Below are 18,726 nucleotides of genomic sequence, written 5' to 3' on the forward strand. Positions count from 1 at the left end.
TTCTGATTCTGATAAAAAACCCGGGGCATGCTCCGGGTTTTTTTATGAATGATTTCAGTTCAAATGCAGGTTGGAAAACAGAGTTACACCACCTCTGCCACTACAAAGGTGCTTCCGCCAATAAAGATCAGGTCGTCGGGATGCGCCTGCTGCCGGGCGGCCTGCCAGGCTTCACGGACGGTAGGGTAAGCTGTGCCGCGAAGCTGCCACTTTGCACCCATCTGCGCCAGCTCTTCGGCAGGCAAGGCGCGCGGAATGTTTGCTCTACAGAAATAATAACGAGCATCTTTGGGCAGCAGCTTCATCATAGCATCCAGGTTTTTATCATTTACCACACCAATAACCATGTGAAGCTCACGATGAGGCGTAGCGTTAATGTTATCCACAACCATTTGTAAACCATGTGCATTATGGCCGCTGTCGGCGATGGTGAGCGGCCGGGTGGAAAGAACCTGCCACCGGCCACGTATGCCGGTATTAGCAACCACATTCTCGATCCCGGCAGCTATGATTTCTTTAGAAATTTTAAAACGGGTATTGTCGAGCTGACGAATGGCTTCGAGTGCGGTGCACAAATTTTTGTATTGATAACTTCCTTGCAGCGGTAGTTTAGTTGTCAGAAAAGGCTGGTGTTGATATTTGATTTCTACGTGTTGCTGTTCGTTAAAAGTTGTCTGCCAGTTCTGGTCGGCATAGGTTATAGGAGCGGAGCGCTCGCGGGCAATCATGTCAAAAGTGGTTTTTATCTCCGGCTGCGTTTCGCCAATTACCACCGGAACCCCTTGCTTAATGATGCCGGCTTTTTCAGTTGCAACTTTTGTCAGGCTGTCGCCCAAAAATTGGGTATGGTCCAAACCAATGTTTGTGATCACCGATACCAATGGCGTGATCACGTTGGTCGAATCCAGCCGTCCGCCCATACCGACCTCCACCACAGCAATATCCACCTGCTCGTCGGCAAAATAGCGAAAAGCCATTCCTACCGTCATTTCAAAAAATGAAAGCTCTATCTCTTCGAGCATGTGCCGGTGTTGATCGATAAAGGCAACCACCTTTTCTTCGGGGATTTCATGGCCATTAATTTTAATGCGTTCTCTGAAATCCCTGTAGTGTGGCGAAGTATAAAGTCCTGTTTTAAAACCGGCTTCCTGCAGCACACTGGCCACAAGATTGCTCGCAGAGCCTTTGCCATTGGTGCCAGCCACATGTACGGCAGCAAATTGTCGTTCGGGGTTACCCAGATGGCTGCAAAGCGAAAGCGTATTATTAAGATCGGCTTTGTAGGCCGCGCCGCCAATGCGCTGATACATGGGCAGCCGGGCAAACATATATTCGAGGGTTTCACAGTACGTCATCATCACTTTGTATGTTTTAAAAACCACGCAAAAGTAGGGAAACCGTAGTATCATCTTTTTGACGTTTCGAGATCCTGGTGGACGCTTGAAAGTCGGGGGCAGGCGACAACTTTCTATCGTCCGAAGGACATAGAAACGTTAAAAGGAGAAAAAACATCCTCTTGCCTCCTGTTGCCAAAATCTATAAATTTGCCCGCTGTTTACAACGCATTCTATTTTTATTAATAAAAAAAACAAAAATGAAGAAGATTATTCTGGGGCTGATGCTTTTTAGCTTCTTTGCCACACAAGCTCAAAACAAGCTGTTCGATTACTCCGACTACATGAACCGGGAGATTTACCCCAAATCCATCAGCAACCTGCAGTGGCGTGGCTCCACGCAAGCATTTACCTACATCGACAATAATTCCTTGATCCAAAAACAGAGCGATGATCCGGCTACAGCCGATACGCTTTTGCGGCTTGATGCGCTAAACGAAGCCATTGAAAAGGCAGGTGCAAAATCCCTTCGTCGTTTTCCCGGCATCAGCTGGCTCGACGAAATCCGGTTTTATTTCAGGGATAATCAACATCTTTATGCTTTTAATATCGCCGACAGCACGCTGAAAGATGCCAACCATTATCCCGAAGAAGCCGACAATTTGGAAATCAGCAAAGAAACCCTCAATGTTGCTTACACAATCGAAAGCGGTCTGTATGTTACTGTCGATGGAAACGAAACGGTGATAGCCAAAGGTGACGACGATATTCTATACGGCCATGTTCCGTCGCGCAACGAATTCGGCATAAACCAGGGATCGTTCTGGTCGCCCGATGGCAGTCGCCTTGCTTTTTACCGCACCGACCAGTCGGAAGTATTGCGCTATCCGTTGGTGGATTTATATCAGCCTTTGGCCACCGCCAGCCCGATCTGCTATCCGGCGGCAGGGGGCAAAAGCCAGAAGGTAAAGCTGGGGATTTTTAATACGGCACTCAACGAAATTACCTATCTGAATACTGCCGGGTCAGAAAACCAATACCTCACCTCCGTCACCTGGGCGCCGGATGGCAAAAGCATTTTTGTGGGCATCCTCAACCGCGACCAGAACTGTTTTACCATGAACCGTTACGATGCCGCCACCGGACAGCATCTGCTGACGCTCTTTACCGAACAAAACGAACGATATGTGGAGCCACAGCACGACCTTTATTTTCTGCCCGGCGATGCACAGAAGTTTATCTGGCAAAGCTGCCGCGACGGATGGAACCATCTTTATCTTTACCAAACCGATGGCAAACTTATCCACCAGATCACCAGTGGCGAATGGGAAGTAACCGACCTTTTCGGGCTCGACTGCGAAGGGAAAACGGTTTATTACGAATCTACCGCCGCCAGCCCGCTGGAGCGCCAGCTTTATGCAACCGTGCTGAGCAGCGGCCGCACCACACGACTCACGCAGCAGGAAGGGGTTCATACTATCATCGCTTCCAATGGCATGAAATATTTTATCGACATCTTCAGCAGCACCGACATGGCGCGCGCTTATTATCTTTTAGATAATAATGGAAATACACTCGAAACACTTTTGCAGGATGCCGACCCGTGGAAGGATTATGCCGTGGGTGAGATGGATATTTTCACACTTGAAGCCGACGATAGCGAAACCGATCTCTGGTGCCGCCTGATAAAACCCGCGGATTTTGATCCTTCAAAAAAATACCCGGCGCTCGTGTATGTTTACGGAGGTCCGCATGCCCAGCTCATCGACAAGTCGTGGACGGGTGGTGCCGGTTTTTGGCTCAACCTGATGGCGCAGCAAGGATACGTGGTTTTCACACTCGACAACCGGGGATCGGCCAACCGCGGCTTTGCATTCGAAAGCATTATTCACCGGCAATGTGGCGAAATAGAGATGGCCGATCAAATGAAAGGGGTGGAATATCTGCAATCGCTGCCGTATGTTGATCAGGAACGTATGGGAATCGACGGCTGGAGCTATGGTGGTTTTATGACGATGTCGATGTTTTTGCGGCATCCGGGAATCTTCGCAGCAGCCTGTGCCGGTGGCCCGGTTATCGACTGGAAATGGTACGAGGCTATGTATGGTGAGCGCTACATGGATACGCCCATGCAAAATCCCGAAGGCTACCGAAAATCCAGCCTGCTCAACTATGCCGATCAGATCGACGGACATCTGCTGATGATCCATGGCACCAACGATCCGGTCGTGATGTGGCAAAACAGCCTGATGTTTCTCGATGCAGCCATCGAAGCGGGCAAGCAGGTGGAATATTTTGTTTATCCCGGCTCCGGACACAACATGGGCGGCAAGACTCGGGTGCATCTTTTTGAAAAAATCGCAACTTTCTTCAACAACTATCTGAAATAGGAAGGGATTTAAAAAAGGAAGAAAGACTGTCTAAAAAAGTCCGTTAGTTCGGTTCTAAAAGAACGAGGAAGAGAGCAGCAGGTGCTTTCTTCCTCGTTTTTGTTCCGTTTGTTATTAAAACACCACTATTTTATCTCACTTCCATTCGCGAAATCATCGGGTGGCGCTACAAAACCCAGGGAGCCGTCGTGGTTTTCGGCCATCAGTATCATGCCCTGCGACTCGATGCCACGCAGAGTGCGGGGAGCCAGATTAACGAGTATGCTAACCTTGCGACCAATGAGTGTTTCGGGTTCAAAATATTCAGCTATCCCTGAAACTACAGTGCGCTGGTCGATGCCGGTATCTATTTTGAGCTTGATCAGTTTTTTAGTTTTGGCTACTTTCTCGGCTTGCAAAATGGTTCCGGTTCGTATGTCGAGGCGGGAAAAGGTATCATAGTCGATGTCGGGTTTTGCCGGTGCAGCTGGTGGTGCAACGCCATCGTTTTGTTTTTTGGTATCGAACAGTTTTTGCACCTGCCGCTCGATGGTGGCATCTTCTATTTTTTCAAAAAGCAATTCGGGCGTGTTTAGCTGGTGATCGTCAGGCAGCAGTTGTATATTTCCCGCATCTTTCCATTTCAGCTCCGGAAGATTTAGCATCGCTGCCAGTCGGGTGGCGGTGTGTGGCAAAAACGGTGCGATAACAATACTCAGGTTGGCACAAATCTGAAGCGACAGATTGATAATAGTTTTTACACGTTCCGGTTCAGTCTTATAAATCTTCCAGGGTTCGCTGTCGGCCAGGTACTTGTTGCCCAGTCTGGCAAGATTCATCATCTCAGCCAGCGATTCCCGGAATTTGAAGTTCTCCAGGCTGCGACCAATGCGTTCAGGAAAAGTTGCCAGGTCATCGATGGCAGTTTTGTCATAATCCGTAAATTCACCCGCCGCCGGTACTTTGCCGTCATAATATTTTTGCGTAAGCACCAAAGCACGGTTCACAAAGTTGCCCAAAATGGCTACCAGCTCGCTGTTGTTTTTGGTCTGAAAATCCTTCCACGTAAAGTCGTTATCTTTGGTTTCGGGCGCATTGGCCGTGAGCACATAGCGCAGCACATCCTGCTGGTTGGGGAAATCCACCAAATATTCGTGCAGCCAAACTGCCCAGTTGTTGGAGGTGGAAATCTTGTCGTTCTCCAAATTCAAAAATTCAAACGCCGGCACATTGTCGGGCAGAATGTAGGAGCCTTCGGCGTGAAGCATGGCCGGGAAGATGATGCAGTGAAACACGATATTGTCTTTGCCGATAAAATGTATCAGCCGCGACTGCGGGTCTTTCCACCACTTTTGCCAGTCGCCACCGGTTTGTTGTGCCCACTCTCGCGTAGCCGAGATGTATCCGATGGGTGCATCAAACCAAACATAAAGCACTTTTCCTTCGGTGCCGGGTAGGGGAACTTCTACGCCCCAGTTGAGGTCGCGGGTAACGGCGCGTGGCTGTAGACCGCTATCGATCCACGATTTTACCTGCCCATACACGTTGGGCTTCCAGTCATTTTTATGACCTTCAAGAATCCATTTGCGCAGCCAGGGCTCATCTTCGTTGAGTGGCAGGTACCAATGGCGCGTTTCTTTGAGCACAGGTACGTTGCCGCTGAGTGCTGATTTAGGATTGATAAGTTCGGTGGGGCTGAGGGTAGAGCCACATTTCTCGCATTGGTCGCCGTAGGCTTTTTCGTAGCCGCAGCGCGGACAGGTGCCGGTGATGTAACGATCGGCCAGGAACTGATGGTTTTCCTCATCGTAATATTGCTCGGAAACCTTCTCGACGAAGCTACCCTGGTCGTATAGTTTTTTGAAAAAAGCTGAAGCTGTTTCGTGATGAATTTGGGCAGAAGTGCGCGAATAGACGTCGAAGGAAATGCCAAATTCGGCAAAGGAATCCCGGATCATCGCGTGGTATTTATCCACGATGTCCTGCGGGCTAACTCCCTGCTGCCGCGCCTTGATGGTGATGGGCACGCCATGTTCGTCGCTACCGCCGATAAAGAGCACCTCTTCGCCTTTGCTGCGCAGGTAGCGCACGTAGATGTCGGCAGGAATATAAACGCCGGCCATGTGGCCAATGTGCAGCGGCCCATTGGCATAGGGCAGCGCCGAAGTTACCGTTGTTCTTTTAAAATCCTTTGTTTCGTCAGTATGCATTGTCGCGGTTATTTTTATAAAAAAAGAGGCGCAAAGATAGCGTTTTGAGTTCACTGCAAAAGTGGGGCAATGGGAAGATGATTGCAGTGGGAGTATTGTAAATCGGAACATCATCTGGAACCATGGCGCTGGATTTTAGCTTTGGCTATTACTAACCCTGCCCTTCAGGGCGGGGTTCAGAATAAAATGCACAGATACCTTCGGGCTTTAGCCCGGAATTCTTTATGTCCACATTTTGGGCTAAAGCCCACTATATTTTGCATAGTCTTATAGCCGGACTAAAGTCGCGGGGTTAGTGATTCATGAATTCTTTTGCCCATTGCATCTTGAACTAAGCACAAGTTGACGGCTCTATTTTTAAAAAACCATACTTTCGCGTCTTCATCATACAAATTAATGGAGCTATTATGAAAATCCTGGGTAATCTTATCTGGCTGCTTTTCGGCGGGCTGGCCATTTTTATCGAATACATTCTGGCGGGGGTAGCGCTGTGCATCACCATTATCGGCATCCCTTTCGGGTTGCAGGCATTCAAACTGGGAATATTGGCGCTGTGGCCTTTCGGACAAAAAATCGAATATATGAACCATGCGCCTGGCTGCCTCTCGACGGTGATGAACATCCTGTGGTTTTTTATCGGCGGCATCTGGATTGCGCTCACGCATTTATTTTTTGGCCTTCTGCTGGCCATCACCATTATTGGCATCCCCTGGGCGGGGCAACATTTTAAGATGATGTCGCTGGCACTAACTCCTTTCGGCCGAAGGGTGATGTGAACAAACATCTACTTCTTTCTACTTACTTTTTTCTTCTTTTTACTTACTGCTTTCTTCTTACTAACTACTTCTTTCTGCCTTTTTTCAATCAGCCTGAACTCCTTCTCTGCCACAATGGTGTCAAATAGCCAGAGCTGCAAGCGGTAGTTTCCAGGCGAACGTTTGTCGGGTGAGATGTTAATGGAGCTACTGATGTCGGCCAGGCTGTCGCCGGGATAAAGCGTGATATCTTTTCGGTAACAAGGAGTGCTGTCGGTACCCTGCCAAACTACCGCGAGTTTTAGCTCATGTTTATCAACAATGATAGGGTTTTGAAGTGAAATCTGTGTCCGCACATTGGCCCGTTCCCGGATTTCAAATTCGTTGCCCACATCAATAAGTTCTCCGGTCTTACTATCAGCTTTCCTATAGATTACTATTTCCGCCTTCAACCGTTGCGCCCAGGATTGGATGATGCTATCCATGGGCAGCAAATCAAAATATTGTATTGCCACCATTTCACGAAAGTGATAGAGCCGGATTTGGTATGTTCCGGGGGTACGCGTCTGTGGCGAAACGCTGATGGAGCTTTCCAGCCAACGCGTGCTGTCGTCGGGCAGCAGGTCCATCTGCTTTCGAAACAGCAATTTGTTTTCAATATCCAGCCATTCGATATGGAATATTTGTGGTCGATCAAAATCATCAGCAATCAGATTTTTAATATCAAAAATTGCTCTCACATTATTTTCACCATAAAGCGGAAAGACTGTGGCGGCACCAACGATATTTCCAGTTTCGCTCTTGTAGCTGCGGCACAATGTGATGGTGGAAGCGCTATCATTACCCGGTGTGGAAACTACTGCCGGCTTGTGTTGCCAGCAACCAGACAAAGCCCAAAGCACCGGGAGCAAAAGCAGAATATTGAGTTGATATTTTTTAAGAAAGCTTTTCATACGCATCAAATCATTTTGATGAAATAGTTTTTACTGCGACGCTTCACGCCATAAAACCACCAGCAGAGCGGCAGCATCACCACCAGCATCACCGCCAACCCTATGAATGAAGCCGCGACGCCTCCTTCGCGATAGAAGAAATCCATGCGTTTGACAAAAATCCCCAGGATGGCCAAATGCACTGCATAAAAAAACAAGGGCACCCTTCCGGGGATGATAAACAGGCGCAACAAAGCGGGTGCAAAAGTGTCGATGGTGATGAAGAGTGTAACGCCCGCAACCACTGCTGCAAACGACCATAAATTCATAAAAAGGCTCGGTGGATATTTTTGATCTATGAAAAATGAAACCGTTCCTAAATCTGAAAAACCAAATGTGCTACCCCAACCGCGTTCCATGCGAAGCAGTATGGCCAGTGCAAAAGCAGCTCCTGCCACCACCACGCCAAGAAGAATACGCTGACCGTGGGTTTTATTAATATCCAGCCAACCATTGGCCATCACCGAACCGAGAATGCCGAGGGACAGCCACGGGATAAGCGGATATTTATTGAAGTCGCCCGAAACGACAAAGGTTTGCATCAGCACCCGCTGCCACACCACAGCAGTGTGATAAGGTATCCGCAGCAGAAACACATGCGCCGCGAGCAATACCAGCGCCAGCAACAGCCGCCACTGCCAGCGCCAGTGAACCATCAGCGTAAGCGAAATCATCGACAAGCCAATGGTGGAGATGATGCCCAGGTGCCACGGCTTGAACTCCGCAAAACCACCCCACGCTGCGTTTACAAATATCATTTGCGCAAGCACCAGAAAAATACCCCGCTGTATCAGATGCCACCGTGTGCTAATTGGTTTGCTACCTTTGGCGATGCGCCGCTGAAACGACCACCACACCATGGCGCCGTTCATCATCAAAAACCCGGGGGCACACAAATAGCCGGCATAGCGCAACGCAAACTGACTCCAGTCGGGAAACAGCGGATCGCCCGGGTCGAGGTGATGCCAGATGGCGTTGAAATAATAGGAGCTGTGGCCGAGCAACATCAACACACCGATGAGTCCCCGAAACTGGTCGATGAACAAGAAGCGCTGCTTGGGTGGTGTGGCAATGTTCACAATGGTATTTTGAGTTAGAGCATCCAAATTACAGTCGTGGCGAAATTTGCCTTAAGGATTTATCAATTGGTGACAATAACACCAGGTTTTGCAATCACAATGATTCCCTCCACCTCATCAGCGACATAGATAAAATTGTCATCCATATCCAGATCGAGGGCATAGGAACTTTTGATCTGCGCTATGAGTTTTGGTGCTGTTACATCCGAAACATCTACAATTTGCAAACCGTATAATTCGGCAGCCAGATAAACCAGCCCGTCGCGGTAAACCAACGACTTGACGTAGCCTTTATAATCGAAATTGCTCACAATGTGATAATCGGTGGTATCAGAGATGTCGATGATACAGAAACCTTCGATGCCGCAAGCCACAAAAGCATATTTGTCGTCGTCTGATAACTCCACCGATTGGGCGTAGCCGGGCAAGCTGCACCAGTTGACGCGCGTGTAAACGCCCAGTCCGTTCTGGAGGTCAGAAATATCAAATACCGAGATTCCCATTTCACCGCAGGCCACCACCAGATAGTTGCTGTCGGAAGTACTGGTGCAGCCGTAGGCATAACCGGATGTTTCGATCCCGCCGCGCACGTCGGGCTGTATCGGATAATCGATAGCAGCAATCCTAACCCCTTGCTCACTGATGGGCGTAAACATGTAGTCGCCCATCAGATACATGTCGCGGGCAGGTTTCATGTTCAGGTTATAGACCGTTACGAATGGATTGTAAGGATCGGCCACATTGATGGCAGTGACACCAAAAGCGCCTGCAGCAAGATATACCGCGCTGTCGCGGAAGGCCACCTTTAAGGAATACCCACGTGCGTTTTCGGTGGTAATGGATACCTGCTGTGGATTGGCGGGATCAGAAACATCCAGAATCAGCAGGCCACCCTCGCCCTGCGCTACATACAGCAGCGTGTCGTTGAGTGCCACATCCTGCGCATAAGCAGGCGTGGTATAACGCGCCACCACCATGTAGCCACCAGTTTCGGGTTCATCGGGTTCCAGCACTTCGGCATCATTGGGTTTGCCGCAGCTTATCGCAAGGCCGGTTAGCAGTAGCAGTATCAGGTACAATGGTTTTGTTTTCATCAACTATTATTTTTTTTGTTTTAAAAGATCAATTTTATAAGTCACGGCTATTCCTACCTGGTTCTGGCGGTAATCTTTTTCGTTGGAAACATAGGCTTCATTAAGCCTGTTGGTGGTGCCGGAATCGCGGCCTAACCAGTTGAAATAAGCTTTGACTTTTAATTTCTTCGTTACGCTCAGGTAGTAGTTCAGATAAATGCGCAGATCGTGATCCACGCGGCCAGCGTGCAGCGGGTCGACCAGAACGGACTTTTCGGTTTGAAAATAGGTGTTGTAAAGCACCGCATTGAGCGTAAGGCTATGGAAGTGCTTTTTTACGCGGGGTATCTTCCAGGTCAGGCCCGCGTTTAAGCCATTTTCCACATAGGTGGCATCGCTGTCGTCGGAGGTTTCCCGCGTTTCGCCCGGTTCGTCATAGCCTTTGGCATCCGATGATTCGTACTGGTAAGATAGATCTACTTCAAAATTCCGCGAAAGCGGCTGCGTAACGCGAAGCCGAAACAAGTTGTTCTTGCTATCGTACTCGGTGTAGTGCTTGTTATGGTAATATTGCATGTAGTAATAATACAGCCGTACCCGCGTATCCTTGAAAAAGGTGTACTCGCCAACGAAAGCGTAGTTGTTTTTGGCAAAAGAGTAAGGGGTGAAGCTTTCGGGCGTGTAACCCACTATGGGTATCAGGTCGTCGTCGCGAAAATGGCGGACATAGAAATCGGGAATGTAGCTGTACCTAAAACCTAAACTAAGCCTGCGCGTGATTTCCTGGCTGATACCCACATTGTAAATCTGCCAGTTTTTGATGTCGTTGATCAGATAGTTACTAAAGCTGGCTTCGGCATCAACTATCGTTTTTCGCTTGCCAAAAAGACGGTAAGAAGCTGATAATCCCACGGTGGCGTTCACAATCACATCGTCGTAGGTTCTGATGTGAAAACGGCCTTCGTCTTTATTATTAATAAAACGATCCAGATATTTATATGAATATTTCAGAATGTTGTCGTCGTAAAAAGTGGTCAGGCCAAAGTCGGCTTCCATTTTAAATTTGTTCGACTTCTTTTTCTTTTTCTGAGCCTGCACCCCATTTGCGCAAAGCAAAAAAGCTATCAGTAACAGTAATGTTGACGGCTTCAGAATGCGCATGAACTTTAATAGTAATCGTTTCATTGTTTTCGATATTTGTTGTGAGATCACAAGCCAAATTTTTAATCTTCCAACCCGACATCTTTTTTGGGCAGCAGCATGCGTCCGAGCGCCGTCTGTTCGCTTTTGTCGAGCAGCCTGATTTCGTAGGTGTGCCTGCCATTGGGCACGTCGATTACAAATTCGCAGCCCTTGCCGGGGATAAGCTTAGCGTCGTCTTTGTAGGTGGCCACTTCGGAGCGGCTGCTGCTTAGCATATAAGTGTTGATGATTTTCCCTTTCTCGCTCACCTGCACGCGGTAGTCGATACGTCCGCGCATGTTGTAATTGTTTTCGATACGCGAGAGTACCCGCAGTTCTGTTGGGCCGATTACCTCTACACGCAAACTCTTTTCATTGGAAAACCGGTAATAGGTCACACTCGATTCCCCCGAAATTATTTCGACAGGTTCCATTGGTTTCAGTGGCGAGAACGGAACCCAGTCGCGTTTTTTGGCTTTAGCCGGAACAAAAATGTAGCGCATGGCTACCGGCTGTTCCGGCGTATTGTTTACAAAGTGGATGTTGTGGTTACCACGTCCCAGCTCAATCTCAAAATCTTTCCCCACACCAGGCTTTCCCGGTATTGCATCTTTATAAGTCGCGTCGGGGGCACGTTTGATGCCGCTAAATTTTTTGATTTTTTTCTCGCCGCCATCCACCACATATTGCAACGAATAAGAAGTTTTGGCAGAAGCCGACGTAGCAAGTATCGCCCGGCTGATCACCCGCAGGCGTCCCGGACCTTGCACCTGCACCACCGATGCCCGTGTAGCATCAAGCTGGTAATAGCTTCGGTTTTTTTTATTAAGAACTGTAACCACCTTTTTCTGGTAATCAGTAGGCTTTATTAATCTTGTTTTAGAAGATTGCGCCAACACCATCGGCAGGCTAAGGGCCATTAAAAGAAGAGCAAGTAATAGTTTTTTCATTTCTATTTTAATTATAATAAGTCATCCGAATCATTTCCATAGGTCATGGGAGTAGCTGCCGGCACAATGCTGGCGCCAAGGCGGTTGTAGCGTTTTTCGTTAAAATAAATCAGCAAAATCACAAGCACCAGAACCGCAGTAGCAATGGCGGTGATGGTTACGTTGTATTGTTTGTGAATAAAAATGCCTCCTTCGCCAGGATCTGGCAAGGGGACAGGGCTTCCCGGCAGGTTGAAATCTTTAAGAAGCCGGTTGATGTTGAGCAAATGGATGATAGGAATTCCATTTTGCCCCATCTGAATGATTACGCCGCGTGCCGGGAAGTTGCGTGTAGGCAAATGTTTGGTGAGGCCCGGATTGATGAGGCGGCCATTGATAGTGTTGCCCAGACTGGCAATACCACCACCTACATTTATAAAAGCTTTGATGGGCTTGTTTTTGCTATACTTTTCGTAAATCTCCATGCGCCGCTCGATGCTGTTTTCAAGATAGCTTTCGTTGATAAAAATAACGTCGTTGCGTTGGATGGCTTCTTCGATCAGATGACGTCCCTCCGGACTAAGGCCGCGGCCAATGTCGTGGCCGCCGCCGATGGAAGCTGCCACCGAGCGATGACGCATCAGCCCCGAATTGTAAAGGACTGTTTCCATATCAAGCCATGTAAAATTGGGATCGTTAGCCCCGAAGTTGGAAGCGCCCACCGAAGTAATGGTGACGGGATTCAAGCTTAGGATTTCGATGGCCGCTGCCACCGATATGTTCAATCCCGGAAACGATCCCGACATGGCAACCGCCACATTATCGCCTGCTTCCACGCCGGCATCTTTGAGCAATTGCACCACCACGGCAGCAAAGTTGGGATTGGTGGTGGAGAGTTTGGCGTCGATTTCTCCACGGTCGGTGGTTACAAGCGTAAATTCCTGGCCAATCAGCGCTGTCTGGTTGGGGTCATTCACCACATCGATAAAAATGCTGTTTTCGACACGGTGGTTTTTTAGCACCTGCTCAGCCTTTTGCGAAAGCTGCGCGGCCTCAAGCTTTTCGTTGTACCACTCCTTTTTAACATCTATCTTGCTTTGCTCCACGGCAATAAATGCCAATAGTGCAAGCAACGAAAGGATGCTCAACGCTGCCGTAGATTTCGCTCTGAATTTGTACATCTCTTATTTTAAAATTTCATTTTTTATTAATAAACAAATGCCAGCTGTAACTGCTTTAATCCGGCAGCAAAGCCCCAGCAAACAACAGAATCAAAAACAAGCGCACCAGCACCGACGAAACAAACAGCACGCTGATGGTTTGGAAAATGCCCTGCTTTGCAAACCAATGCGCGATAAGTCCGGGGATAACCCATCCCACCGCAGCCAGCTCCAGCGAAGTAGAAGCAATGTTGATGCTCAGAAAATAACGGGAAAAATTGGCCAGCAAAACACCGATGAGCAGGCTTAGCACCATCTGGCGCCGTCCATACAAAAAGGTGTAATTGCTTAGGATTTTAATGATGAGAAAAGTAAGCAGGCTCACGCCCAAAATCCCCAAAAGTCGGTCGGGGTGAGTAAGCTGCAGCGCCACAAATCCCGGCACCACAATGCCGCCCGCGGCCAGGCCAAACACTTCGTACGAAAGCAGACTAAACACAAGTCCGATGGTAATGGCTAATTCGATCATAATTACATTGTGCTTCTATTGTGAAAATATTCTACTGTGATGGCTCCCATGCCGCCCATATTGCCTATGGCCAGCGTAGTGGAGCTTTTGGCGGTGACCGATAACACTTTTTCAAAAACTTTTTGAGGCGTTGTCCAGCCTACATTGATAATCTTTTTGCGCGGCATCCCGTATCTCACGGCCATAGCTTCCACCACTTCTGTCGATTGACCGATGAGCATCAGGAAGTCGATGTCAGCGGACATCTTTTTTGCAGCCATCGCGGCAAGCTGTTTGGCTCTGTCGAGCCGGTCCTGCCGTGTGTTGAGCAATATGATGCGTGTGCCGTCCCAGCCCATTTCTTTTTTAATCTTTCCCCACACCATCATCGTCGAATCGGGATCGTTGGCGGCAAAGCCATTATAAAAAACCATGGTTTTCTGAAAAGCCTCAACGGTGTAGCGGCGCAGCACGCCTTCGTCGGGGATGGCCTGATACATGCCGCGCAGCGCCGTTTGCCTGTCGATGTTCAGATGCTTGCAGATATCGAGCGCCAGCGCCACATTTTCGCGGTGTTCGATATAGCTGAAGCCTTTCATTTCCTCTGGCGTCACTTCGTTTTCGTTGGCAAGATGAAATACCGATTTGCGCCGTTCGGTCATTTTGCGAAGTAAATCGGTGATATGATATTCGGCTGTAAAAAGATGCTCGTTGCGCGGAATGGTACGTCCAAGTGTTTTTGCAATATCGGGCAGAGTATGTCCCATTATGTCCACGTGGTCCATCCGGATGTTGGTCATCACCGCCACATTGGAATGAATCATCTTGCGCTCCGTGATGGTTTGATATTGCGGCTGCAACGCCATGCACTCCATCACCAGCGCCTGCGCATTACGTTGGGCAGCAAATTTTACAATCGAAAGCTGCTCGATGATATTGGCCGCCGACTTGCGATGGATATATGTTTCGGTGCCGTCTTCGAGGATAAGCCGCGGAAAAGTACCTGTAACTTTTGTGAGCGTGCTGACTCCGGCAGCACGCAAGCCTGCACCCACTAACCGCGTAACGCTCGATTTGCCGCGCGTGCCATTGATATGCACGCGAATAGGAATAGAATGGATTCGCCGCTGATGCCGCCGGTATTCGATAATACCGGCTATCGACGAAAGAATGATAATGGCTAAAAGCAGGAAGAAGCTATACATAAAAACGCATACTTATTTTTATTTGCTCAGCATGAGTTTTAAAGTCTTAACGACATCGTCGGTTTGGAGCCGGTAAAAGTAGATGCCTGTGCCAGTGCGCGATCCTGTGTTTGTAGTTCCATCCCAAGTCACCGTGTGCACTCCCGCTGGCCGTTTGCCCTGCTCCAGGGTTTTCACCACAGCACCATTGATGTCATAAATCTGTAATAATATCTGGCCAGATTCACCCAACTCGTATTGTATGGTGGTACTTGAGCTAAATGGGTTGGGCGTATTTTGGCAAAGCTTTGCCAACAACACCCCTGCATTGGGATTACCGATACCAACCATAAGTGAAACAAAGGGTGGCTCGGTTGTAAATTTCAATGCGGAATGACTTACAATTGCATTGGCAGTAGCCGCGTAATTATTATTAAAAACATATTGTAAACCCACGTCCTGCGAATGATTTTCGATTCCGATAGTGTTGCTCAGCGCATCGGTTACTTTTTTGTATTGTACCACGATCTCGCCGTCGCCGGTAGTGGTTGTATAGTAAGCCGGATCGTAAAGCACCACCTGAAATATTTCCCGCTTGGGTTCGGTGCCTGAATTGTTGTGTGAAATGCTGTCCCACTCAACGATGAATCGGTTTTCTTCTGTATCGTTGTAATAAAGGAGTTGCCCTTCGGCAAATTCTATATCATAAAGGTCGTCCCAAAAAGGAGCCACCATAGCATTTACATTGTCGAAGGCGGGAAGTGGCTGATTTACGGGAGCTGTCTGGCTACCATTGCCAAAAGCTATCCATCCGTCGGTGCTGATGCGGAGCTGGTTATAATTTACACCATAATATCTGAACGTAAATGGCAAATTGACGGTTTCTGTGTAATCGCTCACGCCGGGAATAATGACGGGCGTTCCGATTGCCGACAATTCCATCCATTCATACACAGGGCTTTGGTCATAAAAGATATCGGTGCTCGAATAGGCATAATAACCGTAAGCATCGGGGCCGGTATAGTCGTGGGATAGCTGTTTGGCAACCGGAATTTTTACCGGCACAATTACCTCATACGGATAGTTGCTATTGGTGGTATAAAGCCGCAGCGAACAACCGGCAAGATAATTTGTGGGGCAGTTGGCAGCAGCAGAAATTGTGAAGAAATCATCCTCATTGATGGCAATTCCATTTATCACCACATGACCAAATGAAGCTTCGCCATCCAGGATGGTAATGTAGGGATCGGAAGTGGTGAGAAGACCCATTACTCCGGGGGCAATATCATCACCAAAATTTTCGATGGCCATCATCATTTCGGCAGTTTCGCCGGGTTCGAACAGATAGTTGATATTCGAAGGACTTAATTCCTGCAGGATAAAGCTATCCATCCTAAGCTAGCAACCGTGTACCTTCAGCGTATAGTTGTAAGTCCACGAGGAGAGGCTGCTGGTAACATCGAGCTACAACTGAAACTCATGACCAACCTGGCAGGCAGGAGCAACCGTAAGCATAAAAGGTTCGCCGGAGGCCATGGCATTTGGAGCTATATTTCCGTAGCTGATAGCTCCTGTAGTGAGAATTTCGATGTCGGGGTCGGTAGTTGATAAAGTTGCCTGGACATTATTTACCGTAAGGTTTCCCCAGTTTTTGAGGCTGATGGAGATGCTGAAATCTTCGCCGGGATTGATCAATCCATCGGCATTGCCATTAAGATCGGTGATTTCGGGCTTGCCTTCGGGTTCTACGAGTTCTTCGGGTTGTATCACGTCAATTGTTCCCTGATAAGGAATCACGTTGCCGCCTCTCACGGTAATGGTAAGCGCTCCTTCGGTGAGTGGCATCAGATTGAGATGAGCGGTGCCGGAGCTGTCGCTAAATACAGAAACAAATAGTTCAGGTGCGGTGATGGTTACCTGTGCATTATTTATAGGCTGTCCGGTGCTTGTGTGGGTAATGGCAACAGAAAACTCATTATTTCCTACGGGAATTATTTCCGGATGGTTTACCGTTACGGCCTGTGGCGTATCTTTCCAGATATGAACGGAAGGATCGCCCAGGGTGCAGTAAACTTTAAAATGATATTCGACATAATATTCGTTACCAAAAACATTGAACATGTAAAGCTTGCCACGCAACAAACCCTGACCGGGGGTATCCATGCCTTCGCGAAACATTCCTTCGTATATGCCTTTGTCGAGGCGGTTGTTGTGGGTGGTATGTGTGTTGGAAGTAGGACCCAAAATGGCAATGCCACCACGCGGTGCTGTGAGTGAGCCAAGCTGCAACCACTCCTCGCCAAAACAATTGCCGCCAGTGCTATGAAATCCTGCGGCGCCGCAGCCTATGCTGGTGATGAAAGTGAACTTCTGGCCATTGCTAAGCGACGACACATCGTTTACGGTAAAGCTGTAACAACTGGCTTGCCAGCCGCTGTACCAACCTTCGCCGCGATAGTTCAGGAAGCTGCGTCCATTGTTGATGGCACTGATGATGTTGCTTTTGCTCACCGAACACCCCCATCCCCAGCCACTGCCGTCGCTCATCAAGGTATCTACTTTTATAAAATTCCCGTCGTTGAGCATCACATTGGTGGTAAAGCGTTTTGTTTCTACCTGCGAATCGTATGCGTTGTTGGAGCAGCAGGTGCCTTTCCTGAACCAGGTATCATCGGCGATGTAGGGTTCTTTTTCGTAAAGAAGATTTTTATTAATGATTACCTGCATGCGATAATCAGCCTGGTTGGTAAACCTTCCGACCATCATCTCAGGAAAATAATCAGCACCTTCTACCGAAACAAAAAAGTCTTCGTTAGGAAATGAATAATCGGGATAGGAAACGATTTTATATGGGAATACCCCAGCGTCGCCAACCATGAGCACATAGGTAGGCGGTGTTTCCCAGTTGAACCAGGCATCGCTGATATGGTCTTTGATGATATCAGAGTTGTTGGCGTTAGCGCCAATTTCACTGAATTTGGTGATATGAATATCGGTGCCGCTCTGGCGTTTCCATTCGGCGTAAATCTGAAAACTTGCTACAAACTCATCGGGCATGATACACAGCATCAAATCATGACCTTCTTCGCGGCCATCGTACAACTGCTCCAGTACCTGCGGATAGTTAAAAATAACACTTTTATAAATTTTCCCGAAAGAAGGAGCTATAGGTTTGCGTGCAGAAATTTTAGGATTGATGGCTTCACCGTTTCCGAATTTTACCCGTACAATCATCGATGTGGTAACCTGCAGCTCTTTTTTGGCAGCATTATAGCGAAAAGGGAACATAGAAACGCGTACAATTCGGAAGTCACGAAACACCGCCGGAGCTTCTGCCAGAGCGGCCACCGTGGGATATAATGCATCATTAGCGTAAGCTGCACGATCTTCCTGGTAGGGAGTTTCCGGATCGCCTTCCCACCAACTCTGGCGGGCAGGAGGTAGCGAGATGTCTCTGAAAGTTTGTACTTCACCGGCTTCAATTACTTCCACCTCAATGGAAGCGTGGTCGGGAACGGCCAGAATTTCGGCAAGATAAGGCACCTCGGGCAGCCCCACTTCGTTGGTATAGGTTTCTCCCTTGATGTTTATGCGTTGGTAGTAAGCGCCATCGGCTTCAAAGCTATCAATTGAAAATCCTGGCAGTATAATCTGAATCACCGCACCTGATGCATCCTGGCTCAAAAGCGTGACTTCAGGAGCGCTGCTGGTGTTTGTGGCAGGCTGCAGGGGTTGCCATTGGGCAGTTACAGTAAAAATGAGGAAATGAAAAACAACAAGTGAAAACAGTGTTTTCTGATACATAATCTGTGTTGTTATTAGTACATAAATACAAAGATGAACCGAATGAAATCAGAGGAAATCATCGCTTTCGAAGAATCAGACCAACGTGAAACTCTGGCGGATGAACTAAGAAAAATGCGGAGGTTGCATTATCAATTGTTATAAAAG

Annotated in this window: 14 protein-coding genes; 2 read left to right on the top strand and 12 right to left on the bottom strand. The window is 48.2% G+C overall.

Annotation, left to right across the window (positions count from 1 at the left end):
• Positions 1 to 83: 83 nt before the first annotated feature.
• The gene (locus VFC92_00950; protein ID HZK06743.1) at positions 84 to 1,355 is read right to left on the bottom strand and encodes a folylpolyglutamate synthase/dihydrofolate synthase family protein; all 1,272 of its coding nucleotides are present in this window, start codon (positions 1,353 to 1,355) and stop codon (positions 84 to 86) included.
• A gap of 239 nt (positions 1,356 to 1,594) precedes the next feature.
• Here VFC92_00950 and VFC92_00955 point away from each other — a divergent pair, with 239 nt between their 5' ends.
• On the top strand, positions 1,595 to 3,724 hold the full coding sequence (locus tag VFC92_00955; GenBank protein HZK06744.1) for a DPP IV N-terminal domain-containing protein: 2,130 nt from the start codon (positions 1,595 to 1,597) through the stop codon (positions 3,722 to 3,724).
• A gap of 125 nt (positions 3,725 to 3,849) precedes the next feature.
• Here VFC92_00955 and metG read toward each other — a convergent pair whose 3' ends face one another.
• Positions 3,850 to 5,913, bottom strand: coding sequence for a methionine--tRNA ligase (gene metG / locus VFC92_00960; protein HZK06745.1), 2,064 nt, complete (start codon positions 5,911 to 5,913; stop codon positions 3,850 to 3,852).
• 407 nt (positions 5,914 to 6,320) lie between these two features.
• On the opposite strand from metG, the gene VFC92_00965 reads away from it, so the two are divergent.
• Entirely contained in the window at positions 6,321 to 6,689 is a 369-nt protein-coding gene (locus VFC92_00965) for a YccF domain-containing protein (GenBank protein ID HZK06746.1), read from the top strand.
• Positions 6,690 to 6,697: 8 nt separating this feature from the next.
• Here VFC92_00965 and VFC92_00970 read toward each other — a convergent pair whose 3' ends face one another.
• The 10 genes from VFC92_00970 to VFC92_01015 form a co-directional block, all read right to left on the bottom strand.
• The gene (locus VFC92_00970) at positions 6,698 to 7,621 is read right to left on the bottom strand and encodes a hypothetical protein (GenBank protein HZK06747.1); all 924 of its coding nucleotides are present in this window, start codon (positions 7,619 to 7,621) and stop codon (positions 6,698 to 6,700) included.
• 5 nt (positions 7,622 to 7,626) lie between these two features.
• Positions 7,627 to 8,739, bottom strand: coding sequence for a heparan-alpha-glucosaminide N-acetyltransferase domain-containing protein (locus tag VFC92_00975; protein HZK06748.1), 1,113 nt, complete (start codon positions 8,737 to 8,739; stop codon positions 7,627 to 7,629).
• Positions 8,740 to 8,801: 62 nt separating this feature from the next.
• Positions 8,802 to 9,833 (bottom strand): hypothetical protein, encoded by a 1,032-nt coding sequence (locus VFC92_00980; GenBank protein HZK06749.1) that lies wholly within the window; start codon positions 9,831 to 9,833, stop codon positions 8,802 to 8,804.
• 6 nt (positions 9,834 to 9,839) lie between these two features.
• A complete protein-coding gene (locus tag VFC92_00985) occupies positions 9,840 to 10,997 on the bottom strand; it encodes a hypothetical protein (protein ID HZK06750.1) in 1,158 nt (385 codons plus the stop codon).
• Between the two features lie 38 nt (positions 10,998 to 11,035).
• The gene (locus VFC92_00990) at positions 11,036 to 11,944 is read right to left on the bottom strand and encodes a hypothetical protein (GenBank protein ID HZK06751.1); all 909 of its coding nucleotides are present in this window, start codon (positions 11,942 to 11,944) and stop codon (positions 11,036 to 11,038) included.
• Positions 11,945 to 11,955: 11 nt separating this feature from the next.
• A complete protein-coding gene (gene pgsW / locus VFC92_00995; protein HZK06752.1) occupies positions 11,956 to 13,104 on the bottom strand; it encodes a poly-gamma-glutamate system protein in 1,149 nt (382 codons plus the stop codon).
• A gap of 55 nt (positions 13,105 to 13,159) precedes the next feature.
• Complete coding sequence (pgsC, locus tag VFC92_01000) at positions 13,160 to 13,612, bottom strand: poly-gamma-glutamate biosynthesis protein PgsC (protein HZK06753.1); 453 nt, start codon at positions 13,610 to 13,612, stop codon at positions 13,160 to 13,162.
• A 2-nt stretch (positions 13,613 to 13,614) separates the two neighbouring features.
• Positions 13,615 to 14,796, bottom strand: a complete 1,182-nt coding sequence (gene pgsB, locus VFC92_01005) for a poly-gamma-glutamate synthase PgsB (GenBank protein HZK06754.1) — start codon at positions 14,794 to 14,796, stop codon at positions 13,615 to 13,617.
• An 18-nt stretch (positions 14,797 to 14,814) separates the two neighbouring features.
• Entirely contained in the window at positions 14,815 to 16,167 is a 1,353-nt protein-coding gene (locus tag VFC92_01010) for a FlgD immunoglobulin-like domain containing protein (GenBank protein HZK06755.1), read from the bottom strand.
• Positions 16,168 to 16,239: 72 nt separating this feature from the next.
• Positions 16,240 to 18,579 (bottom strand): C25 family cysteine peptidase, encoded by a 2,340-nt coding sequence (locus tag VFC92_01015; GenBank protein HZK06756.1) that lies wholly within the window; start codon positions 18,577 to 18,579, stop codon positions 16,240 to 16,242.
• Positions 18,580 to 18,726 lie beyond the last annotated feature (147 nt).

The sequence above is a fragment of the Bacteroidales bacterium genome, assembly GCA_035647615.1.
Lineage (GTDB): Bacteria > Bacteroidota > Bacteroidia > Bacteroidales > 4484-276 > SABY01.

Excerpts from the sequence above, each read along its gene's own strand:
- VFC92_00990 (HZK06751.1), bottom strand. The coding sequence starts at position 11,944 with ATGAAAAAACTATTACTTGCTCTTCTTTTAATGGCCCTTAGCCTGCCG.
- pgsC (HZK06753.1), bottom strand. The coding sequence starts at position 13,612 with ATGATCGAATTAGCCATTACCATCGGACTTGTGTTTAGTCTGCTTTCG.
- VFC92_00955 (HZK06744.1), top strand. The coding sequence starts at position 1,595 with ATGAAGAAGATTATTCTGGGGCTGATGCTTTTTAGCTTCTTTGCCACA.
- VFC92_00950 (HZK06743.1), bottom strand. The coding sequence starts at position 1,355 with ATGACGTACTGTGAAACCCTCGAATATATGTTTGCCCGGCTGCCCATG.
- VFC92_00980 (HZK06749.1), bottom strand. The coding sequence starts at position 9,833 with ATGAAAACAAAACCATTGTACCTGATACTGCTACTGCTAACCGGCCTT.
- VFC92_00985 (HZK06750.1), bottom strand. The coding sequence starts at position 10,997 with ATGAAACGATTACTATTAAAGTTCATGCGCATTCTGAAGCCGTCAACA.
- VFC92_00965 (HZK06746.1), top strand. The coding sequence starts at position 6,321 with ATGAAAATCCTGGGTAATCTTATCTGGCTGCTTTTCGGCGGGCTGGCC.
- VFC92_00970 (HZK06747.1), bottom strand. The coding sequence starts at position 7,621 with ATGAAAAGCTTTCTTAAAAAATATCAACTCAATATTCTGCTTTTGCTC.
- pgsB (HZK06754.1), bottom strand. The coding sequence starts at position 14,796 with ATGTATAGCTTCTTCCTGCTTTTAGCCATTATCATTCTTTCGTCGATA.
- pgsW (HZK06752.1), bottom strand. The coding sequence starts at position 13,104 with ATGTACAAATTCAGAGCGAAATCTACGGCAGCGTTGAGCATCCTTTCG.
- VFC92_01015 (HZK06756.1), bottom strand. The coding sequence starts at position 18,579 with ATGTATCAGAAAACACTGTTTTCACTTGTTGTTTTTCATTTCCTCATT.
- VFC92_01010 (HZK06755.1), bottom strand. The coding sequence starts at position 16,167 with ATGGATAGCTTTATCCTGCAGGAATTAAGTCCTTCGAATATCAACTAT.
- metG (HZK06745.1), bottom strand. The coding sequence starts at position 5,913 with ATGCATACTGACGAAACAAAGGATTTTAAAAGAACAACGGTAACTTCG.